At 37.5% G+C, this 21,653-nt stretch carries 19 protein-coding genes and 1 riboswitch; of the genes, 7 read left to right on the forward strand and 12 right to left on the reverse strand.

What is annotated here, in order from left to right:
• Positions 1-160 precede the first annotated feature (160 nt).
• The 8 genes from KCTC52924_RS15870 to cls form a co-directional block, all read right to left on the reverse strand.
• Positions 161-1,474 carry a DEAD/DEAH box helicase gene (locus KCTC52924_RS15870; RefSeq protein WP_251805739.1) on the reverse strand — a complete coding sequence of 438 codons (1,314 nt, stop codon included), beginning with the start codon at positions 1,472-1,474 and terminating at the stop codon, positions 161-163.
• A gap of 5 nt (positions 1,475-1,479) precedes the next feature.
• Entirely contained in the window at positions 1,480-2,820 is a 1,341-nt protein-coding gene (locus KCTC52924_RS15875; RefSeq protein WP_251805740.1) for a DEAD/DEAH box helicase, read from the reverse strand.
• Between the two features lie 264 nt (positions 2,821-3,084).
• Entirely contained in the window at positions 3,085-4,140 is a 1,056-nt protein-coding gene (locus KCTC52924_RS15880) for an NAD(P)-dependent alcohol dehydrogenase (RefSeq protein ID WP_251805741.1), read from the reverse strand.
• 321 nt (positions 4,141-4,461) lie between these two features.
• Positions 4,462-4,965, reverse strand: a complete 504-nt coding sequence (locus tag KCTC52924_RS15885; protein WP_251805742.1) for a hypothetical protein — start codon at positions 4,963-4,965, stop codon at positions 4,462-4,464.
• A 211-nt stretch (positions 4,966-5,176) separates the two neighbouring features.
• Positions 5,177-5,659, reverse strand: a complete 483-nt coding sequence (locus tag KCTC52924_RS15890; protein WP_251805743.1) for an Hsp20/alpha crystallin family protein — start codon at positions 5,657-5,659, stop codon at positions 5,177-5,179.
• A gap of 412 nt (positions 5,660-6,071) precedes the next feature.
• Positions 6,072-6,707 (reverse strand): SDR family oxidoreductase, encoded by a 636-nt coding sequence (locus tag KCTC52924_RS15895; RefSeq protein WP_251805744.1) that lies wholly within the window; start codon positions 6,705-6,707, stop codon positions 6,072-6,074.
• Between the two features lie 344 nt (positions 6,708-7,051).
• Positions 7,052-8,065 (reverse strand): zinc-binding alcohol dehydrogenase family protein, encoded by a 1,014-nt coding sequence (locus tag KCTC52924_RS15900; RefSeq protein ID WP_251805745.1) that lies wholly within the window; start codon positions 8,063-8,065, stop codon positions 7,052-7,054.
• Positions 8,066-8,313: 248 nt separating this feature from the next.
• Complete coding sequence (gene cls, locus KCTC52924_RS15905) at positions 8,314-9,768, reverse strand: cardiolipin synthase (RefSeq protein WP_251805746.1); 1,455 nt, start codon at positions 9,766-9,768, stop codon at positions 8,314-8,316.
• Positions 9,769-10,189: 421 nt separating this feature from the next.
• On the opposite strand from cls, the gene KCTC52924_RS15910 reads away from it, so the two are divergent.
• Positions 10,190-11,068, forward strand: a complete 879-nt coding sequence (locus tag KCTC52924_RS15910; protein ID WP_251805747.1) for a hypothetical protein — start codon at positions 10,190-10,192, stop codon at positions 11,066-11,068.
• A 41-nt stretch (positions 11,069-11,109) separates the two neighbouring features.
• On the opposite strand, the gene KCTC52924_RS15915 is transcribed toward KCTC52924_RS15910, so the two are convergent.
• Both KCTC52924_RS15915 and KCTC52924_RS15920 read right to left on the reverse strand, forming a co-directional pair.
• Positions 11,110-12,864: an adenylate/guanylate cyclase domain-containing protein gene (locus tag KCTC52924_RS15915; protein WP_251805748.1), complete on the reverse strand. Its 1,755-nt coding sequence runs from the start codon at positions 12,862-12,864 to the stop codon at positions 11,110-11,112.
• A 107-nt stretch (positions 12,865-12,971) separates the two neighbouring features.
• Positions 12,972-13,457, reverse strand: coding sequence for a hypothetical protein (locus tag KCTC52924_RS15920; RefSeq protein ID WP_251805749.1), 486 nt, complete (start codon positions 13,455-13,457; stop codon positions 12,972-12,974).
• A 281-nt stretch (positions 13,458-13,738) separates the two neighbouring features.
• Between KCTC52924_RS15920 and KCTC52924_RS15925 the strand changes: the two genes are divergently transcribed.
• Positions 13,739-14,329 (forward strand): Pycsar system effector family protein, encoded by a 591-nt coding sequence (locus KCTC52924_RS15925; protein WP_251805750.1) that lies wholly within the window; start codon positions 13,739-13,741, stop codon positions 14,327-14,329.
• 175 nt (positions 14,330-14,504) lie between these two features.
• Here KCTC52924_RS15925 and KCTC52924_RS15930 read toward each other — a convergent pair whose 3' ends face one another.
• Positions 14,505-14,699, reverse strand: coding sequence for a cold-shock protein (locus KCTC52924_RS15930; protein WP_251805751.1), 195 nt, complete (start codon positions 14,697-14,699; stop codon positions 14,505-14,507).
• Positions 14,700-15,024: 325 nt separating this feature from the next.
• Positions 15,025-15,123, forward strand: a riboswitch (SAM-I-IV-variant riboswitch).
• Positions 15,124-15,173: 50 nt separating this feature from the next.
• On the opposite strand from KCTC52924_RS15930, the gene KCTC52924_RS15935 reads away from it, so the two are divergent.
• From KCTC52924_RS15935 to KCTC52924_RS15955, 5 genes are all read left to right on the forward strand, one after another.
• Positions 15,174-16,493, forward strand: coding sequence for a Na+/H+ antiporter NhaC family protein (locus KCTC52924_RS15935; protein ID WP_251805752.1), 1,320 nt, complete (start codon positions 15,174-15,176; stop codon positions 16,491-16,493).
• A gap of 444 nt (positions 16,494-16,937) precedes the next feature.
• Entirely contained in the window at positions 16,938-17,273 is a 336-nt protein-coding gene (locus tag KCTC52924_RS15940) for a hypothetical protein (RefSeq protein WP_251805753.1), read from the forward strand.
• 331 nt (positions 17,274-17,604) lie between these two features.
• Positions 17,605-18,183, forward strand: coding sequence for a TetR/AcrR family transcriptional regulator (locus KCTC52924_RS15945; RefSeq protein ID WP_251805754.1), 579 nt, complete (start codon positions 17,605-17,607; stop codon positions 18,181-18,183).
• Positions 18,184-18,268: 85 nt separating this feature from the next.
• Positions 18,269-19,267 (forward strand): NADP-dependent oxidoreductase, encoded by a 999-nt coding sequence (locus tag KCTC52924_RS15950; protein WP_251805755.1) that lies wholly within the window; start codon positions 18,269-18,271, stop codon positions 19,265-19,267.
• 48 nt (positions 19,268-19,315) lie between these two features.
• Positions 19,316-19,996, forward strand: coding sequence for a type 1 glutamine amidotransferase domain-containing protein (locus KCTC52924_RS15955; RefSeq protein WP_251805756.1), 681 nt, complete (start codon positions 19,316-19,318; stop codon positions 19,994-19,996).
• Positions 19,997-20,353: 357 nt separating this feature from the next.
• Here the strand turns inward: KCTC52924_RS15955 and KCTC52924_RS15960 are convergent, their stop codons facing one another.
• Positions 20,354-21,463 carry an alkene reductase gene (locus tag KCTC52924_RS15960; RefSeq protein ID WP_251805757.1) on the reverse strand — a complete coding sequence of 370 codons (1,110 nt, stop codon included), beginning with the start codon at positions 21,461-21,463 and terminating at the stop codon, positions 20,354-20,356.
• Positions 21,464-21,653 lie beyond the last annotated feature (190 nt).

Consider the following 21,653-nt stretch of genomic DNA (forward strand, 5'->3'; position numbering starts at 1 on the left):
TTTCTCTATTTTAATTCTATAAGTCGATTAATTAGCTTCCTTAATATGACACCATATTTGTTGACTTTAAATCGATTAATTTTTGAGGAAGCCTTTTATTTTTTGGGTTTTAAAAATTACTAAAGCTTTAATATCCCTTAAGATCGCTATTTCTCCATAATTATAACACCGTTACACGTACCTTTTTGTTCTTTAATTTGGTATTGTTCAGTTTTTCCACCAACTCATCAGCAATAGCCAAAGGAATGGCAACAAAAGCACAATCTTGTTTAAGCTCAATGGTCCCTAATTGATCTTTATTGATATCACCTTGTTTAAAAAATAAACCTGCAATATCCCCTTTGGAAATTTTATCTTTTCGTCCCCCAGAAACAAACAAAGTTTCCCAGAATTGTGGCTTATGGGGTGCTTTTTTGGAAATGTTGATGCCCTTAACATTTTTAATAAATTCGGGCAACAATTCGTTTTCCCATTTTAATACGTAAGCTGTTCCCTTTGAATTGACCCTAGCCGTTCTCCCGTTTCTATGAATAAACTCCTCTTCATGTCGTGGCAATTCATAATGGATAATATATTTCATTTCCGGGATATCTATACCCCTAGCCGCCAAATCTGTAGCAATTAATACTTGGCAAGTTCCATTTCTAAATTTAATTAAGGCCCGCTCTCGGTCCTTTTGCTCCATGCCACCGGAAAAACAGGCATGCCCAATTTTATTCCGCTTCAAAAAAGTACTCACCTGGTCTATACTCTCCCTTACATTACAGAAAATAATTCCAGGTTCATTACCAATATGTTGTACCAGACCCAACAAGGTTTTCAGTTTGTTCTTATCTGGGGAAACCACCGTTTTAATAGCTAATTTTGAAACTGTTTTTTCTTTTAAGTAATTAACTATGGTCGGTTTATCCAATCGTACAAAACCTGGTACGGCCACGGAATGGGTAGCAGAGGTTAAAATACGTTTGTTTACGCTGGGTAACTGACTTATAATGGCTTTCATTTCCTCTTCAAAACCATCTTCCAACGACTTGTCAAACTCATCCAAAATGAGGGTTTTAATACTTGCTTTTGAAAAGCGATCGCTTTCAAAATGATCCAATATCCTCCCTGGGGTCCCAATTAATATAGCAGGTGTGTGTTTTATTTCAATTTTGTCCTTAGACATGGGCCTACCCCCATAAACCGCATTTACTTTAAAGCCAGAGCCCATGGAACGAATGACCTGTTCTATTTGTATGGCCAACTCTCTTGACGGCACCAGTATTAATGCTTGAACCTCTATGGATTCGGGGTTTAAGAATTTTAACAAGGGTAAAGAAAAAGCCAATGTTTTTCCTGTTCCCGTAGGCGATAATATGATCGTATTTGTAGTGTTTTCTATTACAGAAATAGCCTCCTCTTGCATGGGATTCAGCGTAAGGATATTTAATTTTGATAAAATATCCTCTTGATTTTTTATGTTATTTGCCATTCTAATTATTTCTTTTTATTCTTTTTCGGCGCTTCAGGTTTTGCTGTTACTGTACTGGACTGCGCTAAGTAATTTGCCAATATTTTATCTACTAGCTCCTCTTTTGTTAAATGATGAAAAATTGTTTTTACTTTAGCCTTAAAATCTTCAGATACCTCCCGATTGGGTTTGGTCCTAAATATTTTCTTGGCCCAAATTAAACCGTTATTCTCTTCAATACTTTGTGCGTCCGCTTTTACAACCTGATTAAAAGTAATTCCCAATTCCCGTTCAAAATCAGAAATTTCATGAACTTCTTCTTGTTGTAATACCGTTAAAGAAAGTCCCTTTGCTCCTGCCCTAGCCGTTCGTCCACTTCTATGCACATAAGTGTCATAAGTGTCCGGTAAATGATAATTTACAACGTAGGAGATCTCTTTTACATCAATACCACGTGCTGCCAAATCAGTAGCCACTAGAATATCTATATGTCCTTCCCTGAATTGCCCCATAATACGATCACGTATAGCTTGGGTCAAACTACCGTGGATGGCACCAGAAGAGATCTTGTTAATCGCTAGGTTTTTTGCCAGTTTATTAACGGCAGCTTTAGTTTTACAAAATATAATTCCGCGCTCACCTTCTTTGGAACTCAAAAAATGAAGTAATACCTCTAATTTTTCTATGGGATCCACAACCACATATTGATGGTCTATCCCTTGGTGACCAATAGTTTCCATGTCCGCCTCTATATGCACCACATGTTTCGACATATAATTTTGGACCAATTGCTTAATGGTTCCTGGCATGGTAGCCGTAAACAATAAGGTTCTCCTAGATTTAGGAATTTCTTTTATGATAGTATCTACCTCTTCTTTTAAGGCGCTTACCATTTCATCGGCCTCATCCAAGACCAAATACTTTAGGTTTTTAACGTTGATAGAACCGCGTTTAATTAAATCGACCAAACGCCCAGGGGTAGCAACTACGATATGAGTTGCCGTTTTTAATCGCTCTATTTGCGGTTTTATGGGGATACCACCACATACGGAGGCAATGGATATTTCTGGACTATGGGTTGCAAAAGACACCAAATTGGCAAATATCTGTTGTCCCAGCTCCCTTGTAGGTGCCAATATTAGCGCCTGTACATCGGAGTTTTTTAAATCCATTAATTGCAGTAAGGGCAGTCCGAAAGCAGCCGTTTTTCCAGTTCCTGTCTTTGCTAAAACAACAACATCTTCTTTTCGATTTAGAACAACCGGAATCGTTTTTTCTTGAATATCCGTAGGAACAGAAATTTGTAAATCGACTAAACTTTGCTGTAATTGTTCATTGATACCGAAATCTGAAAACTGTTTTAACATGAAATATTTTTTTTGCAAAGATAAACTCCTCGCAACTAGCAAGTCGGGAATTATAGGAAATTTATTTATTTCTTTTCCTAGTTTAAAAATCCATTGAAATACAGTCAATTTAGTCCGCGTTAGGCTTGCATGCCGATAGGCATGGACCGCGGCGGCATCCCTGAAGCATGGCAAGGGATATAGCCAAGGGCCCGCCCGACGAAGGAGGGAACGCCCAAAAAATAAGAAATTAAAATTATTTTACTACCCTAGTAGGGAACACCTTTAGGCTTTAAGTGACTTCATATCAATTACAAACCGATAATGGACATCGCTTTTGAGCATGCGTTGATACGCCTCATTAATATTTTGAATATTAATAACCTCAATATCTGAAGTAATATTGTGCTTTCCACAGAAATCTAGTAATTCTTGAGTTTCCGCAATACCACCTATTAAAGACCCTGCAACAGATTTACGACCCATAATCATAGGCACGGTATTAAGAAATGGATCCAATGGCCCTAAATAGCCCACCATGACCAAGGTGCCATTGGTGTTTAAAGTGTTTATATACGGATTAATATCATGTTTGTAGGGGACAGTATCGATGATCAAATCAAAATGTCCTATTGCCTTAGCCATTTGCGCTTTATCGGTAGATATAATTACCTGGTCTGCCCCCAAAGCCAATCCATCCTTAATTTTATCTGGCGATCTAGAAAACAAGGTGACGTGCGCACCTAGGGCGTCCGCTAGTTTTATAGCCATATGGCCCAGTCCACCTAGGCCAACAACCGCCACTTTACTATCTTTTCCAACTTTCCAATGTCTTAATGGAGACCAAGTGGTAATCCCAGCACATAAGACTGGAGCGATACCTGCAAGATCAAGATTTTCGGGTATTTTGAGTACAAAATCCTCATCCACCACAATACTTTCTGAATATCCGCCATAGGTATGTGTCCCAGAATATTTATCGTGCCCACCATAGGTACCCACCCATTCTGGACAATATTGCTCCAAATCATTTTTGCAATTATCACATTTTCGACACGAATCTACCAAACAACCTACGGCCACTATATCGCCCTTTCTATAATTACTTACAGCTGCGCCTACCTGTCTTACCTTACCTACAATTTCATGACCTGGCACCACTGGGTATACACTAAATCCCCAGTCGTTACGGGCAAAATGTAAATCGGAATGACATACTCCACAATACAGGATATCGATCTCCACATCCTTTGCGGTCACCAACCTCCTACTAATTAGTAATTGCTTTAAATCGGCATCGGCAGCTTCCGTACCGTATGCTTTTACGCTTGTTGTCTTCATAGTCTGTTATTATTAGAGCGATTGGTGGAGGTCTTTTAAAAGTACAAAAACTAATTTAAAAAACCTTGGTTTACGATTGCAAACCCTGGCCAATGACTTGGGTATTAACTATTTTCAGACATCGCTAATTCCATTTGCCAAGATGGTATAGGTAGGTTTATAGGGCGTGTCCCTACGGGTCGGGCTATTCGCTTTTACTCCTCGTTGCACTGCGGGGTAACCGCTACTATCCCTCACGCAATTTCAACAAGAGGTCACCTACCCTATTATTGGATTGGTTAAGCGGGATTTATGATATAAAACTTTCAATTCAAAGGACGCTTATTCGATATCCTTAGGATTTTCGTTCTCCAATGATTCGTACTCCGACTGGTACCTTTCCAGAAATTTTTGTTGCATAGATTCCATTTGTTCCCGAATCTTGTCGATATCCATAAAATCTTTTCCAAATTGACTATTGAAAAAGTCGTCGTCGAAAAACTGCTGGGCAAAAAGCGAGTCCTTAGCGAATAGGTCCCCGAACCGTGGGGTATCTATATCCGAAAAATTTCTGTAAAACTTGGATCGGAAAGATTGCAATAGGCTGTCGGGATTCTGCTTAATCCTGCTGTTCAAATCCCCGTAGGATGACCATGAATAAATAGAATCATACTGTATAAGGTTCCCTTGTTTATCAAATTTCTTATCGACTTTCCACCTGCCTTTTGGCTGTTCAACTAGTAGTTCGGTGCTATCTAGGTGTTGAATATCATCTTTTTTGTTCTCTTGACCTTTGCAACTTGTGGTCAAAAATGCTGCTAACGAAAGAATTGCCAATTTTTTCATTTTCACTCAGTTTTAGTTACACATTATTTCAATAGGAATCCCTCAAAAAATTTACCAAAATGCTAAAAACCAACCATATGACAGGTTGAAAATTGTTAAAAAGAGGGGTGTGTCTAGATTGTGCTATTGGGTAGTATACCTTCTGTAGTTTGGATCAACAAACATTTAGAAAAGGGGACCTATGAATGAGGTCCCCTAATTTCATTTAGAATTAAGAAATTTTGATAGTCCTTGTGGGTTTTTGTTTTGCCTCTTCCTTCTTGGGAAGCCGGAGGCTTAAAATACCCTCGTTGTAGTTTGCCTGGATATTATCATCATCTACGGTTTCCGGTAAGGTAAAGCTTCGTTTAAAGGATGAATACCCAAATTCTCGACGAGTGTAATTCCCATCCTTTTGCTCATTTTCCTCCTCCATTTCGGTAGCGATAGAAAGCAACTGATTATCGATCTCGATTTGGAAATCGGATTTTTTAAGTCCAGGTACGGCCATTTCAACAAAATAGGCCTCGGCGGTTTCCTTGATATTTACTTTTGGAAGGCTGATGCCAGCATTAAAATTTTGCGAAAATACGGTAGGTAGGTCCCCGCTGAAAATATCTTCTATCCAAGAAGACCAAGTTGGAAGGTTTGACAATCTATTTGAATTTCTATTTGTCAAACCGCCACTTTTAGGAACATTAACTAAAGTGCTCATAATTTAAGATTTAAGTTAAACAATAAATTCAGTGTATTGCAGACAAAAAAAATGCCAAACCAAAAACCGCTGATCTTCTGGTCTGACATTAAAATTTTTTTAAGAAAAACCTGTCTATATTTCAGAAAGATCCCTTTTTCAGAATGTCAAAATGACATTCTGAAATGATAATTTAAGGTCTCTAGAGCTGATATGGTTTCGAGCACCTATAATCCCCCGTTCAGTTGGCAAAACCATCATTAGTCTTATACAGTTGGTGATAGCATCTAATGGTGCAGTAACATTTATAGTTTCCACTGAAGGCGATATTAAGGTGCTGCCACTGCTTGGAATTCTAGACACCTATAAAAGCTATAAACTGCCCTAGGTGGAGAAATTCGAGTTGATCTTTTTTTTAGAGTTGAATTTAAGTTTAACTGTTTGTTAAACTGTCCAAAGCCTTTCCAATTAATTCATTTCCAGATACTATTTCAAAACAATCTTGGGAAAGAGCATCATCATACAAGGTTCTTGTCAGTACCTGAGCAACATCTTCTCTACTAATGCTCCCGCGTTTATTTAAGGGTTTGCCAATCATAATCTTACCCGTTCCCTTATCGTTGGTGAGTGCCCCTGGTCTTATTATAGTATAGCGAATATTGCTTGTTTTAAGATATTCATCGGCATTGTGTTTAGCCTCTAAGTAGCCTTTAAGTTCTGTCGCTTTTTCGGGATGGTCTGCGCCCATAGAACTGAGCATTACAAATTTCTTTATTTTGTTATTCTTTGAGGCGTCAATCATTTTCTTGGCACCTTCCTGATCTACTTCCACCACTTTTCTACCGCCAGATCCTGCAGCAAATACCACTTTGTGTATCTTGTCCAGAGTATGTGAAATATCTTTTTCAAGATCTCCTAAAACTGTTTGAATATCTTGTTCCGAGAATTCTTGAATCTGGCTCTCTTTACGAACCATGGCAATGGGCACAAAGTACGGTGATGATTTCAGTAAATTCACAACTTTTCTTCCTGTGGTTCCTGTTGCGCCTACAACGAGTACATTTTCCATTATATTCCTTTTCTATAAATTTCGGCATTAGAGGTGGGATTTATGAATGCTATTAAATATAGGCTTAACTCATTTACCGTTATGCATTTAACAGCAGATGGATATACAGATAAATTCAGACACTTTTGCTTCTATAATACCTTCATTTTAACGAACCGAATTAGGTGAAAATAAGTCCCTATACATATTCCTCACCTCCATATAGGTCGATAACTAGTACGGATCACCTTCATTAGCTGGTTTATAAATGGTTATGGTGTTTTATTTATTTCTTTCCTCCAGATCATCCATAAATACTTTCGGCGAGTAGTTATCTAAATCTCAGCTTGGGAAGTAGGTTATTTTTAAAACAGGATCACCGTTTTACCTATACTTTTTCCCGATTCTTGAAGTTGATGTGCTTTTTTTAAATTGGTTACCGAAAACCCTGTCAAAATGGTGTTTAAGGTCGTTTTTAGCTTTCCTGTATCCAATAATCCCCCTATTTCATTAAGAATAAGATGTTGTTTATCCATATCATCCGTGGTGTACATAGAACGAGTGTACATAAATTCCCAAGAGAAAGTTACGCTCTTACTTTTTAAAAGATCTAAATTCAAGGGTTCACTACTCCCTGTAATGGAAACAATATGTCCCTGTGGTTTAATTATTTCAGCAGCTACCTCCCAATATTCTTTTAGGTCCACAAAATCTAAAATATAGTCTACTTGGCTATGTCCTAGTTTTTCCAACTCTTTCTTTAAATTGCGGTGATCCACCACATGGTTGGCTCCCAGTTTGGTACACCATTGAGCAGATTCTGGCCTAGATGCGGTAGCGATCACGGTTAAATTGCCCACCTTTCTGGCCAATTGTATACAGATGGAACCCACGCCACCTGCCCCTCCTAGAATCAAAACAGTTTTCCCTTGATCGGCTATGGGGTCTACCCTAATCCGATCAAAAAGCGTTTCCCATGCTGTTAATCCCGTCAAAGGAATTGCTGCGGCTTCTGCAAGGGAAAGGTTTTGAGGCTTTAAACCAACAATTCTCTCATCAACCAATTGATATTCTGCATTACTACCGCTTCTTGTAATATCTCCAGCGTAATACACTTGGTCTCCCACCTTAAATCTAGAAGTTTTGCTACCAACAGCCTCAACGGTTCCAACGGCGTCCCAACCTATAATTTTAGGAATATCTAGAAGGGTATCTTTTGCGGCACTCTGCCTTATCTTAAAATCCACCGGATTCACAGATATGGCTGCTATTTTTACGAGCAGATCATGTCCTTTTGCCTTAGGTTTTTCAGTTTCAAACATTATAAAACTATTGGTATCGGTAATGGGTAATGACTGTTTAAATCCTATTGCCTTCATTTGTTGTTTTTTAGTTGTTATATAATTTGTTTCCAAGTAAATGGAACAGCTTATGGGTTTCCCGTTCGTTAGAAGATAGGTGTACATTAAATTACTACAGATATGGGAATTAGCAAAATATTGACCTTTATAAATCGATTTTTAATTCATTAGATCACCAGCTTTTCTTACCAAAATACTAAATTTTATTGCCTTATGAATACTCATCAAATACTTGCAAGAATTCTATGGTTGCCAAAAATTGTTATTTAAAGAAAAGGCGAAAGCAACCGCACTGCACGCTCCCAAAGATCTTTGTATTTGGGCCTGTTTAACCAGTCGTTTGCATTTATCTCCGAGGAATTTTCCAAATCCTTTATAAACGCCTGATACAATTCTGAGGTAAGATCAGGGCTATAAAGCATGGCATTCACCTCAAAGTTGAGGTCAAAGCTTCTGTAATCCATATTTGCTGATCCTATTATAGACAACTCCCTATCGATTACCATGGTCTTTGCATGAACAAATCCCTTGGCATAAAGGAAAATTCGCACCCCATGTTGCAATAATTCGGTATAATAAGACCTTGCGGCCGCATCTACCATTTTGGAATCCGATATCCCTGGAACCAGCAATATTACTTCAACTCCGCTTTTGGCGGCAATGATAAGGGCATCCATTAGACTCTCCCCAGGAATAAAATAGGGACTGGTAATTAATATTCGCTCCTTGGCTGACCCAATAGCCTGCATTAACGAGTAAAAAATTACAGGTAAGGTAGAGTCGGGACCAGAAGGTACAATCTGCACCAATTTTTGCTGTATTAGATCATCTTTGATTGGGGGTGGAAAATAATTTTCGTCGTATTCTAGTTTATTTTCACTGCAAAAATTCCAATCACATAAAAATAAATACTGTAAATAAAGTGTCGCAATTCCATTGATCATTAAATGGGTGTCCCTCCAATACAATCCATTTTCACCCTTGGTATCGTTCCTGTACTTATCGCTGATATTAATCCCTCCAATAAACGAGGTTTTCCCATCTATTATAATAATTTTCCGATGGTTGCGGTAGTTTAATCTACTGGCCAAGGCATACCACTTTATCTTATAGAAAGGTGCAGTCTGTACCCCAGCGTCCTCTAGTTTTTTAAGAAACTCGGCCCCTAGCCCATGACTCCCAAAATCATCATACAAAAACCGGACTTCCACACCCTCTACTGCTTTTTTAATTAGCATATTAGCTATAGCATTTCCCGTTTCATCATTTTCATAAATGTAGTATTCGAGGTGGATGTGCGAATGGGCCGCTTCTAATGCGTTTAGAAGTTCGGGGAATTTTTCTTCTCCGTTCAACAAGAGTTTTACAACATTATTCGCCGTTAATGGACTACTGCTAGACTTTCGAATAAACTCTACCAGATTCCGATGTTTAATGGGTATCAATCCAGAATTTAAAATTCTTGCAGAATAGGCATACATCCGACTTCTTAATTCTTCGCGTAATTTCTTGTCCTGATCTATTTTTTTAGAGTATAGTTTTCGTTTGCGATAGTTGACCCCAAACCAGAAATAAAATAAAATACCAAGCACGGGTATCATAACGATAAAAAGAATATAGGCCAGCGCCTTAGACCCGCTTCGCGTGTCGTACAACACCCGGAGTATTACCAAAAGCATTATAATAATATAACCAATTTCCAGTACCAGTATCCAATTCATGCCTTCGCTAAATTAATTTTGTACATTTTCGTTACCACAGACCAGAACGGATAATTTAATGAGGAACAATAGTATTACTTTCATTGATTGATTTTGGATTTATGTAGGCAATACGGATTCTTTCAAATAGTAAATGAGGGAACCCCAAAAACATGCCCAACTTTAAATGGATTAAATATAAGCATTACGAAATGTAATCGACTGAATTAACCCGGTATAAAAGTATCAAAAAAGTCCAGGAGATTACCGCTATCAAGTAAGGGTTTTCTAAAACTGTAAGGAGCAATCTAAAAAATGTTGGCTGATTATCTACTCCCTAAAAAGTAGTAAAATTCGATTAAAAATCATTAAATTTAATCGGGTTCTTAAGAGTTGGACCTGTATATAACCTATTATCCAATCTAATAAAGACGGGTCAGTTATGAAAAATCACTATTTTCCTGATCAAATTTTAAATCGAGTTAAAGGTAGTTTCACTCTTCTGCTATGCATTGCATTTTTAGGAGGGTGTGCTGTAAATAAACGATCTAATGCCATAAATGGAGAAGAGGTAGAAATACAACTGTTAGAGCAAGAAGATGATAGCGAAGGTATATTGACATCTATATTGGGATTGGTGATTCCGCAAGTCATAAATTGGGGTGTTAGCGGTGCCACAACTTTAATCGATAAACAAGCAGAAAAATATACGGCGGACTATAGTGCTAGTATCTCTAGGAGTGATTTTTATGTGTCAGGGGTAAGAAAAAATGAATTGCTTCAAAAGTACAAAGGATTTGAAGTAATAAGAAAAGCCGATATAGTAGCTACAAATGGTGGGTCTTTAAGGTCGCAAGTGTCCAGTAATTTTGTTTTTCATTTCGATTTAAATCCTGAAAAAACATTCATGTCCTTAAATCCTAAAAAAATTGTAGTGCATTATGCCAAAGCAAAACTTAATGAAAAGGATCATAATTTAGATGTCTTGGTGGCTATCAGTATCTCTTCTACTTGGGTAGATGCGGGGAAAACTTTTAATAAAAAAGAAATAGCCAGTCTTGAATTCCGATTTTCCGATATCGTCATTAATCAGAACTATGATGAAAATAGTGATCTAATCAAATCACAACTAAACAACTGGTTTCCCTTGCCTCCAATATCGGTAGATAACGAAAACAATGTGGAGGATCACGGTTATTTTGACATTGACATAAAAGTGATAGAAACCGATGATTTTGGAAAAAGATTGGAAAAATATAGTACTACTCTTAAGAGCAATAGCGACTTGATTAATGCAGTGCTCAATAAATTGGTGGATTAGTTAAAATAGTAAAACTTGAATACCAAATTTCTTACTGATTCTTATATGCAATGATCCACAAAATACATTTTTATCTTTCCCCGATTCTTAACTTGGACTTCTCCTCTATATTCGCAAGTATAATCTGATTTTATAAGATCGTAAGTATTTTTTGATATATTTATTCTCCCGGGGACGGACGCAGATTCCATCCGCGATGCCACATTTACCGTATCGCCCCATATATCATAAGAGAATTTCTTCGTCCCCACTATCCCGGCCACTACTGGTCCGGTATGTATCCCTATTCGGATATTAAAACGGGTTTCTTCTAATTTTTCCTCCATTTTGGCCGCCACTACAAAGTCACGGATCTCAAAAGCGGCCCTTATCATTCTATAGGCGTGGTCTTTTGTAGGAAACGGCAATCCCCCTGCACACATATAGGCATCCCCCACGGTCTTTATCTTCTCTAAACCATGTTTTTCCATAATCTCATCAAATTTCGTGAAATAGTAATCAATACTTTCTACCAATTTTTCGGGAGGTAAATTTTCCGCATAATGGGTAAACCCTTCAAAATCGGTAAACAGCACGGTAACGGATTCGAACTTTTTGGCCTTAACACTCCCATTTTGTTTTAATTCGGCAGCAGTTTCCTCAGGAAGAATATTGAGGAGCAACTGTTCTGATCGATCTTTTTCCTGCTCTATAATCTTTTTTGTTTTACGGATATACCTGTTGCGTCTGTACAATCCAAATGCCAAAAGTCCGATTAAAAATAGGGCAATGACCGTGGCAATAACGATGATGCGTTGGGTTTTTTGCTGCTGATTTAAAAGGTCTACTTCTATTTGCTTTTGTGATACCTCATAATTGGTGCGCATATTTGCCATTTGCTGAACGGCTGTTATATTTTTTACGCTATCCTTGTAGGCAATGTGTTGTTTGTAATATTCCAAGGCTTCTGCAGAGTTGCCTTTCTTTCCATATAACTCTGACAGTTGTAAATTAGCTGCACTAATCTGATCTTTTAGTTCGTATTGTTCTGCAAGATTCAGGCTTTTCACTGCATATCCTAATGCCGCGTTCCAATCGTTTCGCTGCATATATATATCTGACATATAGGTGAGGTAAACACAAATAGGATAATAATCACCAAGCGCCTCTAATAGGATAATAGCCTCGGATATTTTATTCTCCGCCATAGAATTCTGTCCTAATTGCGCATAGGCCAAGCCAATATTCCCAAGGTTATAGGCCATTCCAATTTTTGAATCCAGTGCTTTAAATAGCGCTCCGGATTCTTTAAAAAATATAAGGGCAGAATCTGGTTTGGCCATGTTAAGATTATATTCATCCCCCAGATTTTCCAAGGCATTGGCATAATTCAACGAATCGTTCAGTTCCCTAAGAATCCCAATGGCTTTATGGTAATATTGAATGGTGTTGCTGTGGTTACCCATAATAGAATAAACATGGGCAATAGAGATATACAATAGCCCCAGATCATGATTCAAATTTTCATCACTGGCAAGTTTTACTCCTTTAAAATAACTCGCCAATCCCTCACTAAGGTCCCCTTTTAGTCGAAGAGAATTTCCTTTTTCGCGATATCCAACAAGTAGGTATTGTTTGGAACCCAGTTCTTTGGCCGTTTTTAAGAGTTCTTCACTATAATGTAATGATTTTTCAGGGTTAGGGTGATTTTTAGCAAGGTCACCCAGGAGTTGTAGACGATCTTTCTTTGCAAAAGCACCTGTGTTATATAGTATTTCCAGACTATCGGCTATGGTTCGGTTCTGACCGTATATCATCGGAAAGGATACAACAAGAAAGCCTAAGGGTAAGACAGCCTTTTTGCAATAAACCCATGTTTTCTTACAAAATAAAGCCATAAGCATATGAATAGTATTGTATAATCTTATACCTTAATTTTTGGATCAATTTCATAAAGGTCGCCTTCTATACTAAACCTAATGATGTATTTATAAACATTGTCTTTTGTTTTTTCCTTTATTTTTGCTTTAATCTTTTTCCTGTTATCACCATGACCTTTGTTCCCTTTTATTTTTTTGTTGTTAAACAGGTCTTTTCTATTAGGATTTTGAGAGTCGGCCATAATTTCTATTTCCTCTATATTAACTTCTGCACCTGAAGAGGACTCGCCCTCCCACTCTATTTCATCGTTTTCATTTACAAAAATGGTAAATGCCTCTGGGTCGTCTATATCCGCTACCTGAGTTCCTTCACTTACAGAAAAAGAAAATGCTTTTTTGTTATTTCCTTGGTTTAGGCCATCCATATCTACGTGCAATGTTACAATATGCGTTGTTTGGGCATAGGTAATGCTGCAGAACAATAGGAGTGCAATTCCCCATATCATAAAATGGTCCTTATTGGTTTTCATAATCAGAAGTTTTTGTATGAATAGAAATGTAAATTACCATCCCTTAAAATTATAGCATTGCCAATTAGGACGAAACCCCCGTTTTAATGTCCTAAAGGGATTTATGGGTTATCCAAGCTTCAAGACCATCTATACTAATATTGAAAATTGGGACTGCATGGGATGGAAGCGAATATATCTACAAGAAAAATAAACAGATTTATGCCATCTATTTGTTATCTTACAAGAGCCCAAGCACCAAGGTATTAGTCCAATAATCCGCAATAATATAACTCATTTATATGGAGCAACCTCAGCAACCACCTCAAAGCGTAAAACCAGACAATAGTAGTTTACCCAATCCAAGAGGGAGCCATGCGGAAGAATTGGTGGACCATTATTGGGGAAGTATTAATTATGTATTTAGTCTAATCAAAGCTTCAGAGATTAAAGCCGGACTTATATTATCTTTTTATGGGATCCTTTTTAATTTCTTCTATCAAAATACTTCATATGTAGTATTATTAGGTAAGGATTATTTTTTCATCTATGTGCTAATCGCTATTTGGTTGGGGTTGACCATGGCGTCTATTTATTTTAGTATTCGCTGTTTTATGCCTAGGATAGAAGCGAAGTTTGATAAGAACATGTTTTTTTTCGGGGATGTAATTACCAAATACGGTGATATTAAAGAGTTTTCAAAAACGTTTTACAAGATTAGTTTGGATGAGGTGGAGCTATTTGATCAATTAGGACAACAAATTTATATCAACTCTAAAATCGCGGCCTTAAAGTTCAAGTTTGTAAATAGGTCGATACGATTATTGGCCTTTAGCCTGTTATTATTATTTCTCCTATTAGTTTCCGTTATTCTTATTTCGGTAATGGGATAGAACGGGTTGTATTTGGACCTATAGCTACTATTGAAGAAACGGGTTGTATTTGGACCTATAGCTACTATTGAAGAATTTGTAATATAAATTACTTATTGAATATGAAATAATGTGGAAATAAAACAAAAAAAAAGCCCATCCGTTGGGATGGGCTTTTATAAACATTAAGATATATCTAATCGATTACTTTTACGTTTATCGCGTTTAATCCTTTTTTACCATCTTGAAGATCAAAAGATACTTCATCGCCTTCGCGAATTTCATCTATTAATCCAGAAATGTGTACAAAATGATCTTTTTCTACGCCTTCTTCAGTGATAAATCCAAAACCTTTAGTTTCATTGAAGAATTTTACTGTTCCTTTGCTCATTGTAATAATATTAAATTTTAAATACTTTATATTCGGCAAATGTGGGGACAATAATTAACAAATGAGCTATTTATTTCATTAATTTTTAATTATCAGCGTTTTGGGGACCTAATTACCCATTTTTAAAAGCTTATTTTCTTGTAAAACGTACGTTTAAAAGACCAGTGGATCTTTCCCATGCATCCAGTACATTCTAACTGGTATGGTGTTCCTCTACTCTTGAAAATTAAGGAGTAAACCAGGATAGGAAGAACATTAATTTATTTCATGAAAGTATCCTTCAATTTAAAGTAGCAATTACTTTTTAATAGGTTACTTTTGCCGACTTAATTATCAAGAATCTCACAAAAGAGATAGCAACCTGCATTAACGAGCAAGGTGCTAAAGAGATAAGCCAAAGGGATTTGGAACAAATGTTACCCCATCCTCCCATTAATTGCCTTTATCTTTTTGGTGCTTCTACAAAACAAAAAAATGGCAAACCAAAAATTCACGGATCCAAGTTTTAAAGCGCTAATACCCTTGTTGGTATTTGTATTTACCTTCTTAGGTGTTGGTCTGTATCTCAACGATTTTTATGCATTACCATCACCTATAGCAGTAATTGCAGGAATTATCGTAGCCTTTCTAATTTTTAGACAATCTGTTAATTCAAAGATTGCAACCCTTTTAAAAGGTTGCGGAGATGACAAAATACTTACCATGTGCCTTATTTACCTTTTAGCAGGTGCCTTTGCCGCCATTACCGAAGCTACAGGAAGTGTGGATGCCATTGTAAATTTTGGGTTGGACACTATTGACATACAGTACCTATATTTCGGAATATTTATTATTGCCTCCTTTTTATCTGTTTCTACTGGGACTTCCGTAGGTTCTATAGTGGCCTTGGCTCCTATTGTTGTAGGGTTTGCGGATAAGGGCGATGTGTCCCTTCCAATTTTGTGTGGGGCCTTATTAGGTGGCTCAATGTTTGGAGACAACCTATCGTTAATATCAGATACCACTATTGCCGCAACCCAGTCCCTAGGCTGTAAAATGAGCGATAAATTTAAGCAGAATATAAAAATAGCCCTGCCAGCGGCACTACTGACCATTGCCATATTAATTTTCCAGGGGAAGGGGGTCAAGACCAATACTACCGAAGTAATTGCCCAAAGCTATTCCATCATAAAGATTATGCCCTATCTGTTGGTAATCGCCCTCTCGGTAGTAGGAATCAATGTCTTTGTAGTACTGCTTATTGGAGTGGTGGCCGCCGGTACATTAGGGATATCTTATGGGGATTTTTCCCTCTTGGAATCAACCAAAATTGTCTATGTCGGATTTACAAATATGACAGAGATCTTCTTATTGTCCTTACTTTCTGGTGGCTTGGCTGCTTTGGTGGCCAAAAATGGGGGAATAGATTATATGTTAAATAAAATAAAAGGATTGATACGCGGTAAATCCTCTGCCCAGTATGGTATTGCGGCACTAGTGGGAAGCATAAATTTGGCCATTGCCAATAATACAGTTTCTATTATTATTGTGGGATCTATTGCCAAAACTATTAATGATGATTACGGTCTAGATAATAAGGAAACTGCATCCATTTTGGATATTTTCGCCTGTATTTCGCAAGGCCTCTTACCCTATGGTGCGCAAGTATTAATGATCTTAAGCCTTTCCAAAGGAAGATTAGACTATCTCGATCTTATTTCAAACACCTGGTATCTCTATATTTTGTTTATGTGGACGATTTTTTACATCGGGTTTAAACCTTTGTTTTACAATAGGTTACGGCCTACTGGTTAAATATAGCTGATGGAGTTGGATGTTGGTTTTAGGAAGGGTTGAGATCAACCAGTGGAAATCCTGTATCCATAGAAAAGTGGCTTACTCCATGCTTTGGTCAATCTACACCCCGTTTGGTATCCGTTTTGAAGGCGCCGAGCCATTTTAATGTGAAAGAACTGTACAGGAACAGCACATAATTCTTTTGAATTACAACAGATTACCTAATTTAATTATCAACATAATGCTTAAATCCCTATGAAGGATCCTTTCGGAAACGAAATGCTTTCCTTCGGACAGCAATTGGTTGCCTTCGTCCCAACTTATTTGTTTTTAGAAGGTTTATGGTTTTAATTTGAGTTGCATCCCCCATGCACTACAAAGTGGTCCAAACTTATTGGTTTCCGAACACTATTAAACCTCAATGGAACCATTAAAATTGAAACCCCTTAAATATAGTTGAAAATGAAAAACACAAACCCTCAGTGGTCCAAGAAAGAGTTGAATATTTATATCCTCTTGCTATGTGCAAAGGCAGATTTTCACGAGACAACAAAAGAACTGGACCTGATTAAATCTAAAATTGACGAAAAGACCTTTGAAAGATTATATGCCGAATTTTCTAATGATGATGAAGATAGTAGTATCCTTAAAATTGAAGACGCCATTGCAAGACATGAATATTCTTATATAGAACTGATTAAAATAAAACAGGAGGTCATGGATGTTTTTAAGACGGATAAAAAATTCCATTTGATGGAACATAGATTGAGCGATCTCCTAGATAATATTTTATACTAATCTACCTGTTGCACAAAGCCAGTTACTTTTATGAGTTGATGCTTTCTTCTTTGAGGTATAATCAATAAGTTTAAAACTGAATTTATTTATAATCAACAAAAATAGTTGATCGGAATTTTAATAACATTATTTTCTCCTTGATTGCTTTGTTGGCTATATCACTTCGTGCAAAAGGCCCAACTACTACCCTATATTATGTCAATATAGTATTGTAAAGTTCTGTTAAACCTGCTGCAAAAAATGAATGTTCATTCTTTTAATGCTATCTTTGTGATGAAATTGGTTGAAAACAATCCAATGAAGGTGACAGAATTTAATATAACACGGTGCTATGGCAAAACTTCAGAAAAGTATAGAAAAGCGGAATGCGTTGGTTAAAGCGACCATCAGCTTGGTAAACAATAACGGATTTCACGCTACGCCAATGTCCAAAATAGCGAAAATGGCCAATGTATCCCCTGCTACTATTTATCTATATTTTGACAATAAGCAAGATTTGGTAAACAAGGTGTATATAGAGGTTAAATCGGCCTTTACAGCCTATGCCTTTAAAAATTATTCTTCAGATATCCCGGTGATTGCAGGATTTGAACTGATTTGGAAACGGATTGCCGATTTTAAACTCAAAGAAATGGAAGAAGCAATGTTTTTAGCGCAATGTGATAACACCCCCATGATAGATGAAGCCATAAGGCAAGAGGGCTTAGTCCATTTACAGCCCCTATTAGATCTCTGGGAACGTGGGCAAAATGAAGGTATTATAAAACCTTTGTCTCCTTACCTACTCTATGCCTATACCGTAAATCCATTATCGTTTTTAATGCTTATGCAACAAAGAGGTGCCTTCCAGTTGAACAATCGGCATTTGGAAGAAGCCTACCAAGCGGCATGGGATAGTATTTCAATATAACCCAACACATGTATTAATAGGGCAACTGTTTGTAAGACCGCATTAGACAGGAGTTCTAACACTAATCGAATAAAAAACAAATAAAATGACAAAGACAATTTTATTAAAACAAAGGCCAGTGGGATCACCCACATTATCGGATTTTGAACTAAGAACTACCGAAACTGAAATGAATCTCGCTACGGGTGAGATGTTGCTTGAATCGACTTACATTTCAGTAGACCCCTATTTACGAGGAAGAATGAGCGATGCCAAGTCGTACGTAGCCCCCTTTGAGGTTGGAAAACCCTTACACTCTGGTGTAGTTGCCAAGGTAATCAATTCTCAGCATAATAATTTTAAGGAAGGTGATTTTGTATCTGGGATGCTGGATTGGAAAACCAAGCAAATTTCAAATGGTGATGGCTTATTAAAAGTAGATGGCGAGAAAGCGCCGCTTAGCGCCTATTTGGGCATACTGGGTATGACCGGGCTTACAGCCTATCTAGGCCTTACACAAATAGGTAAACCCAAAGCAGGGGAAACTTTGGTGGTTTCCGGTGCTGCGGGGGCAGTAGGTAGTGTCGTGGGACAAATAGGAAAGATCTTAGGCCTAAAGGTAATTGGTATAGCAGGCACAGATGAAAAAGTTACTATGCTTACTTCAGAGTTTGGGTTTGACCATGCTATAAATTACAACAGTACCGATGATATGGTTGCAGCACTTAAAACTGCTTGTCCCAATGGTGTAGACATTTATTTTGATAATGTAGGCGGACCAATTTCAGATGCAGTCCTATTTAACATCAACCAATTCGCAAGGATAATCAACTGTGGAGCAATTTCCGTTTATAACAATACGGAAGTTCCGAAAAGTATTAGCGTTCAGCCCTTTTTAGTTAAAAATAGTGCGTTGATGCAAGGATTTATAGTTTCCAATTATGCCGAAAAATTCCCGGAAGCCATGAAACAGTTGTCCATTTGGTTGGGAGAGGGGAAATTAACGTATACCGAAACTGTGGTGGATGGATTTGAAAATACACCTCAGGCATTTTTAGACCTGTTTGATGGAAAAAATAAAGGAAAAATGATCGTTAAAGTCTAAGGACGTTAACGATTGTTTAAAGGAGTATTAATGATAAAAAAACATAAAATGAACATCTTATTTGTATTAACATCACATGATAAATTAGGGCATACCGGAAAGAAAACCGGTTTTTGGATCGAAGAATTTGCCAATCCCTATTATACCTTACTAGATGAAGGAGCAACCATTACTTTAGCGACACCAAAGGGTGGCCCTGCCCCTATTGACCCTAGTAGTGACACCCCAGATGCCAGTACGGAGGACACGAAGCGATATAAGAAGGACATGGTGGCACAGGAAAGGATAAATAATACCATAAAACTGACCGAAATTGACGCTAACGACTACGATGCGGTCTTTTACCCAGGTGGTCACGGTCCCCTATGGGATTTGGCAACCGATAGCACATCGATCCAACTTATAGAACGTTTTAATAGTCAGGGTAAGCCCATCGCATTCGTTTGTCACGCTCCTGCAGCACTAAAAGAGGTTAAAGCTGGGGATGGATCAGCGTTGGTAAAAGGTAAAAAGGTAACCGGATTTACCAATACTGAAGAAGCTGCGGTTCAGCTCACTGAGGTAGTGCCTTTTTTGGTAGAAGATATGTTGAAGGAAAAAGGGGGAATATATTCCAAAGTTGCAGATTGGGGTGCTTATGCTATCCAAGAGGGGAATTTAATTACCGGTCAAAATCCAGCCTCCTCTAAATTGGTTGCCGAAAAGCTATTGGAATCCCTAAAGAAATAACTTTCCGAAGCTTACCCACTAGACTTTTGGCTTCCTATCCAACTGGTTACTAGCTATAAACGCAAATTATTGTAGTTATAGCTCGGTCCTGAAACCCATTCTTAGCATCAGGAAAGTCCATAGGTTTTAGGAAAGGAAAATCAAGCCAGGATTTTTTAAGGCATTTAAAAAAGTACCTTAAAACTAATTAAATGAACAAAAAAGGAGCGAAAACCGTAGTGTTTTCGCTCCTTTTTTGTAGCCATATTGCTGACCAATAAAAACTTAGATATGATGTTACCACAGCATCGAATTCACTTTAGAGCAGTAAACGTAATGCTAGAATGGTGATTTTCTGGATCAGATTACGGGCTATAATTAATTCTTTTGTGCTTCTACAATCTTAGGATAGTCTAAATAACCCTCAGTACCTGGTGTGTAAAAGGTATCTTGATCCCAATCAGTCAATGCCACATTGGCTTCAAAGCGTTCCACCAAATCTGGATTAGAAATGAACGGCTTGCCAAAAGCAACCAAATCAGCGTCACCTGCCTCAATAACTTTATTGCCCGTTTCCTCATTAAATCCGGCATTTATAATTAAGGTTCCATGGTACAAGGGCCTAAAGTGCTTTGCTATTTGAGTTACTGCAAACGGTACCTCTGAAACGTCATTAAAGGGTTCGGACAAATGTACATATGCCATATCGTAATCATTGAGTCTTTTAATAATATACTCAAAGGTAGGAATAGTCTCTTCATCCATAGTCATACCGAAGATTCCGTGTAGGGAGGGATTAAACCTGGCTCCTATATTTTGAACAGGAATAACTTCTTTAATGGCATCTAATACTTCAAAGAAAAATCGTGATCTATTCTCAATACTCCCACCGTACTCATCCATTCTAGTATTGGAGGTTTTATTAAAAAATTGATGGAACAAATACCCGTTGGACGAATGTATTTCTACACCATCAAATCCTGCTTCAATTGCATTTTTTGCAGCGTTCTTAAAATCTTCTACGGTGATCTTAATTTCCTCATTGGTCATCTCTTTAGGTGTAACCGTATCCTTAAAACCGTTTGGGGTATAGGATTGGGAGTTGGGGTCTATGGCAGAAGGAGCCAATGGCAATTCCCCATTATGGAAGTCTGGATGGGACATTCTTCCCACATGCCATAATTGAACGAAAATTTTACCACCTTGGTCATGGACTTTTCTGGTAACCTCTTTCCAGCCCTCTACCTGCTCCTTGGTATGTATTCCTGGAGTATTAATGTAACCAACTGCTTTTTCAGAAACTTGGGAGCCTTCAGAAATAATTAGTCCGGCTGATGCCCGTTGTGCGTAATATTCTCCCTCAAGCGCATACGTGGGTGTATTTTCTTCATTGGTTGTACGGCTCCGGGTCATAGGGGCCATGACTACCCTATTCTTTAAGTTTAAATTCTTACTGTTATACGGAATTAATAGTGGTTTCTTATTCATATATCTTTTTATAGTTAACTAAACATGACAAAGTTACCAATAACAATTGCGAAAGTAAATGACCTATATCAAGAAATGAAAATTAGCTTTAAATTTTTAACCTAATTTTTAGTAAAAGACATAGGGAAGAAATAATCGGAAAGTATACCAAGCTTGTAGCACGTATCCAATCCAAGATGGGAATATAATT

Origin of the sequence: Arenibacter antarcticus, assembly GCF_041320605.1 — a bacterium.
Lineage (GTDB): Bacteria > Bacteroidota > Bacteroidia > Flavobacteriales > Flavobacteriaceae > Arenibacter > Arenibacter antarcticus.

Excerpts from the sequence above, each read along its gene's own strand:
- KCTC52924_RS15870 (WP_251805739.1), bottom strand. The coding sequence starts at position 1,474 with ATGGCAAATAACATAAAAAATCAAGAGGATATTTTATCAAAATTAAAT.
- KCTC52924_RS15875 (WP_251805740.1), bottom strand. The coding sequence starts at position 2,820 with ATGTTAAAACAGTTTTCAGATTTCGGTATCAATGAACAATTACAGCAA.
- KCTC52924_RS15880 (WP_251805741.1), bottom strand. The coding sequence starts at position 4,140 with ATGAAGACAACAAGCGTAAAAGCATACGGTACGGAAGCTGCCGATGCC.
- KCTC52924_RS15885 (WP_251805742.1), bottom strand. The coding sequence starts at position 4,965 with ATGAAAAAATTGGCAATTCTTTCGTTAGCAGCATTTTTGACCACAAGT.
- KCTC52924_RS15890 (WP_251805743.1), bottom strand. The coding sequence starts at position 5,659 with ATGAGCACTTTAGTTAATGTTCCTAAAAGTGGCGGTTTGACAAATAGA.
- KCTC52924_RS15895 (WP_251805744.1), bottom strand. The coding sequence starts at position 6,707 with ATGGAAAATGTACTCGTTGTAGGCGCAACAGGAACCACAGGAAGAAAA.
- KCTC52924_RS15900 (WP_251805745.1), bottom strand. The coding sequence starts at position 8,065 with ATGAAGGCAATAGGATTTAAACAGTCATTACCCATTACCGATACCAAT.
- cls (WP_251805746.1), bottom strand. The coding sequence starts at position 9,768 with ATGAATTGGATACTGGTACTGGAAATTGGTTATATTATTATAATGCTT.
- KCTC52924_RS15910 (WP_251805747.1), top strand. The coding sequence starts at position 10,190 with ATGAAAAATCACTATTTTCCTGATCAAATTTTAAATCGAGTTAAAGGT.
- KCTC52924_RS15915 (WP_251805748.1), bottom strand. The coding sequence starts at position 12,864 with ATGATATACGGTCAGAACCGAACCATAGCCGATAGTCTGGAAATACTA.
- KCTC52924_RS15920 (WP_251805749.1), bottom strand. The coding sequence starts at position 13,457 with ATGAAAACCAATAAGGACCATTTTATGATATGGGGAATTGCACTCCTA.
- KCTC52924_RS15925 (WP_251805750.1), top strand. The coding sequence starts at position 13,739 with ATGGAGCAACCTCAGCAACCACCTCAAAGCGTAAAACCAGACAATAGT.
- KCTC52924_RS15930 (WP_251805751.1), bottom strand. The coding sequence starts at position 14,699 with ATGAGCAAAGGAACAGTAAAATTCTTCAATGAAACTAAAGGTTTTGGA.
- KCTC52924_RS15935 (WP_251805752.1), top strand. The coding sequence starts at position 15,174 with ATGGCAAACCAAAAATTCACGGATCCAAGTTTTAAAGCGCTAATACCC.
- KCTC52924_RS15940 (WP_251805753.1), top strand. The coding sequence starts at position 16,938 with ATGAAAAACACAAACCCTCAGTGGTCCAAGAAAGAGTTGAATATTTAT.
- KCTC52924_RS15945 (WP_251805754.1), top strand. The coding sequence starts at position 17,605 with ATGGCAAAACTTCAGAAAAGTATAGAAAAGCGGAATGCGTTGGTTAAA.
- KCTC52924_RS15950 (WP_251805755.1), top strand. The coding sequence starts at position 18,269 with ATGACAAAGACAATTTTATTAAAACAAAGGCCAGTGGGATCACCCACA.
- KCTC52924_RS15955 (WP_251805756.1), top strand. The coding sequence starts at position 19,316 with ATGAACATCTTATTTGTATTAACATCACATGATAAATTAGGGCATACC.
- KCTC52924_RS15960 (WP_251805757.1), bottom strand. The coding sequence starts at position 21,463 with ATGAATAAGAAACCACTATTAATTCCGTATAACAGTAAGAATTTAAAC.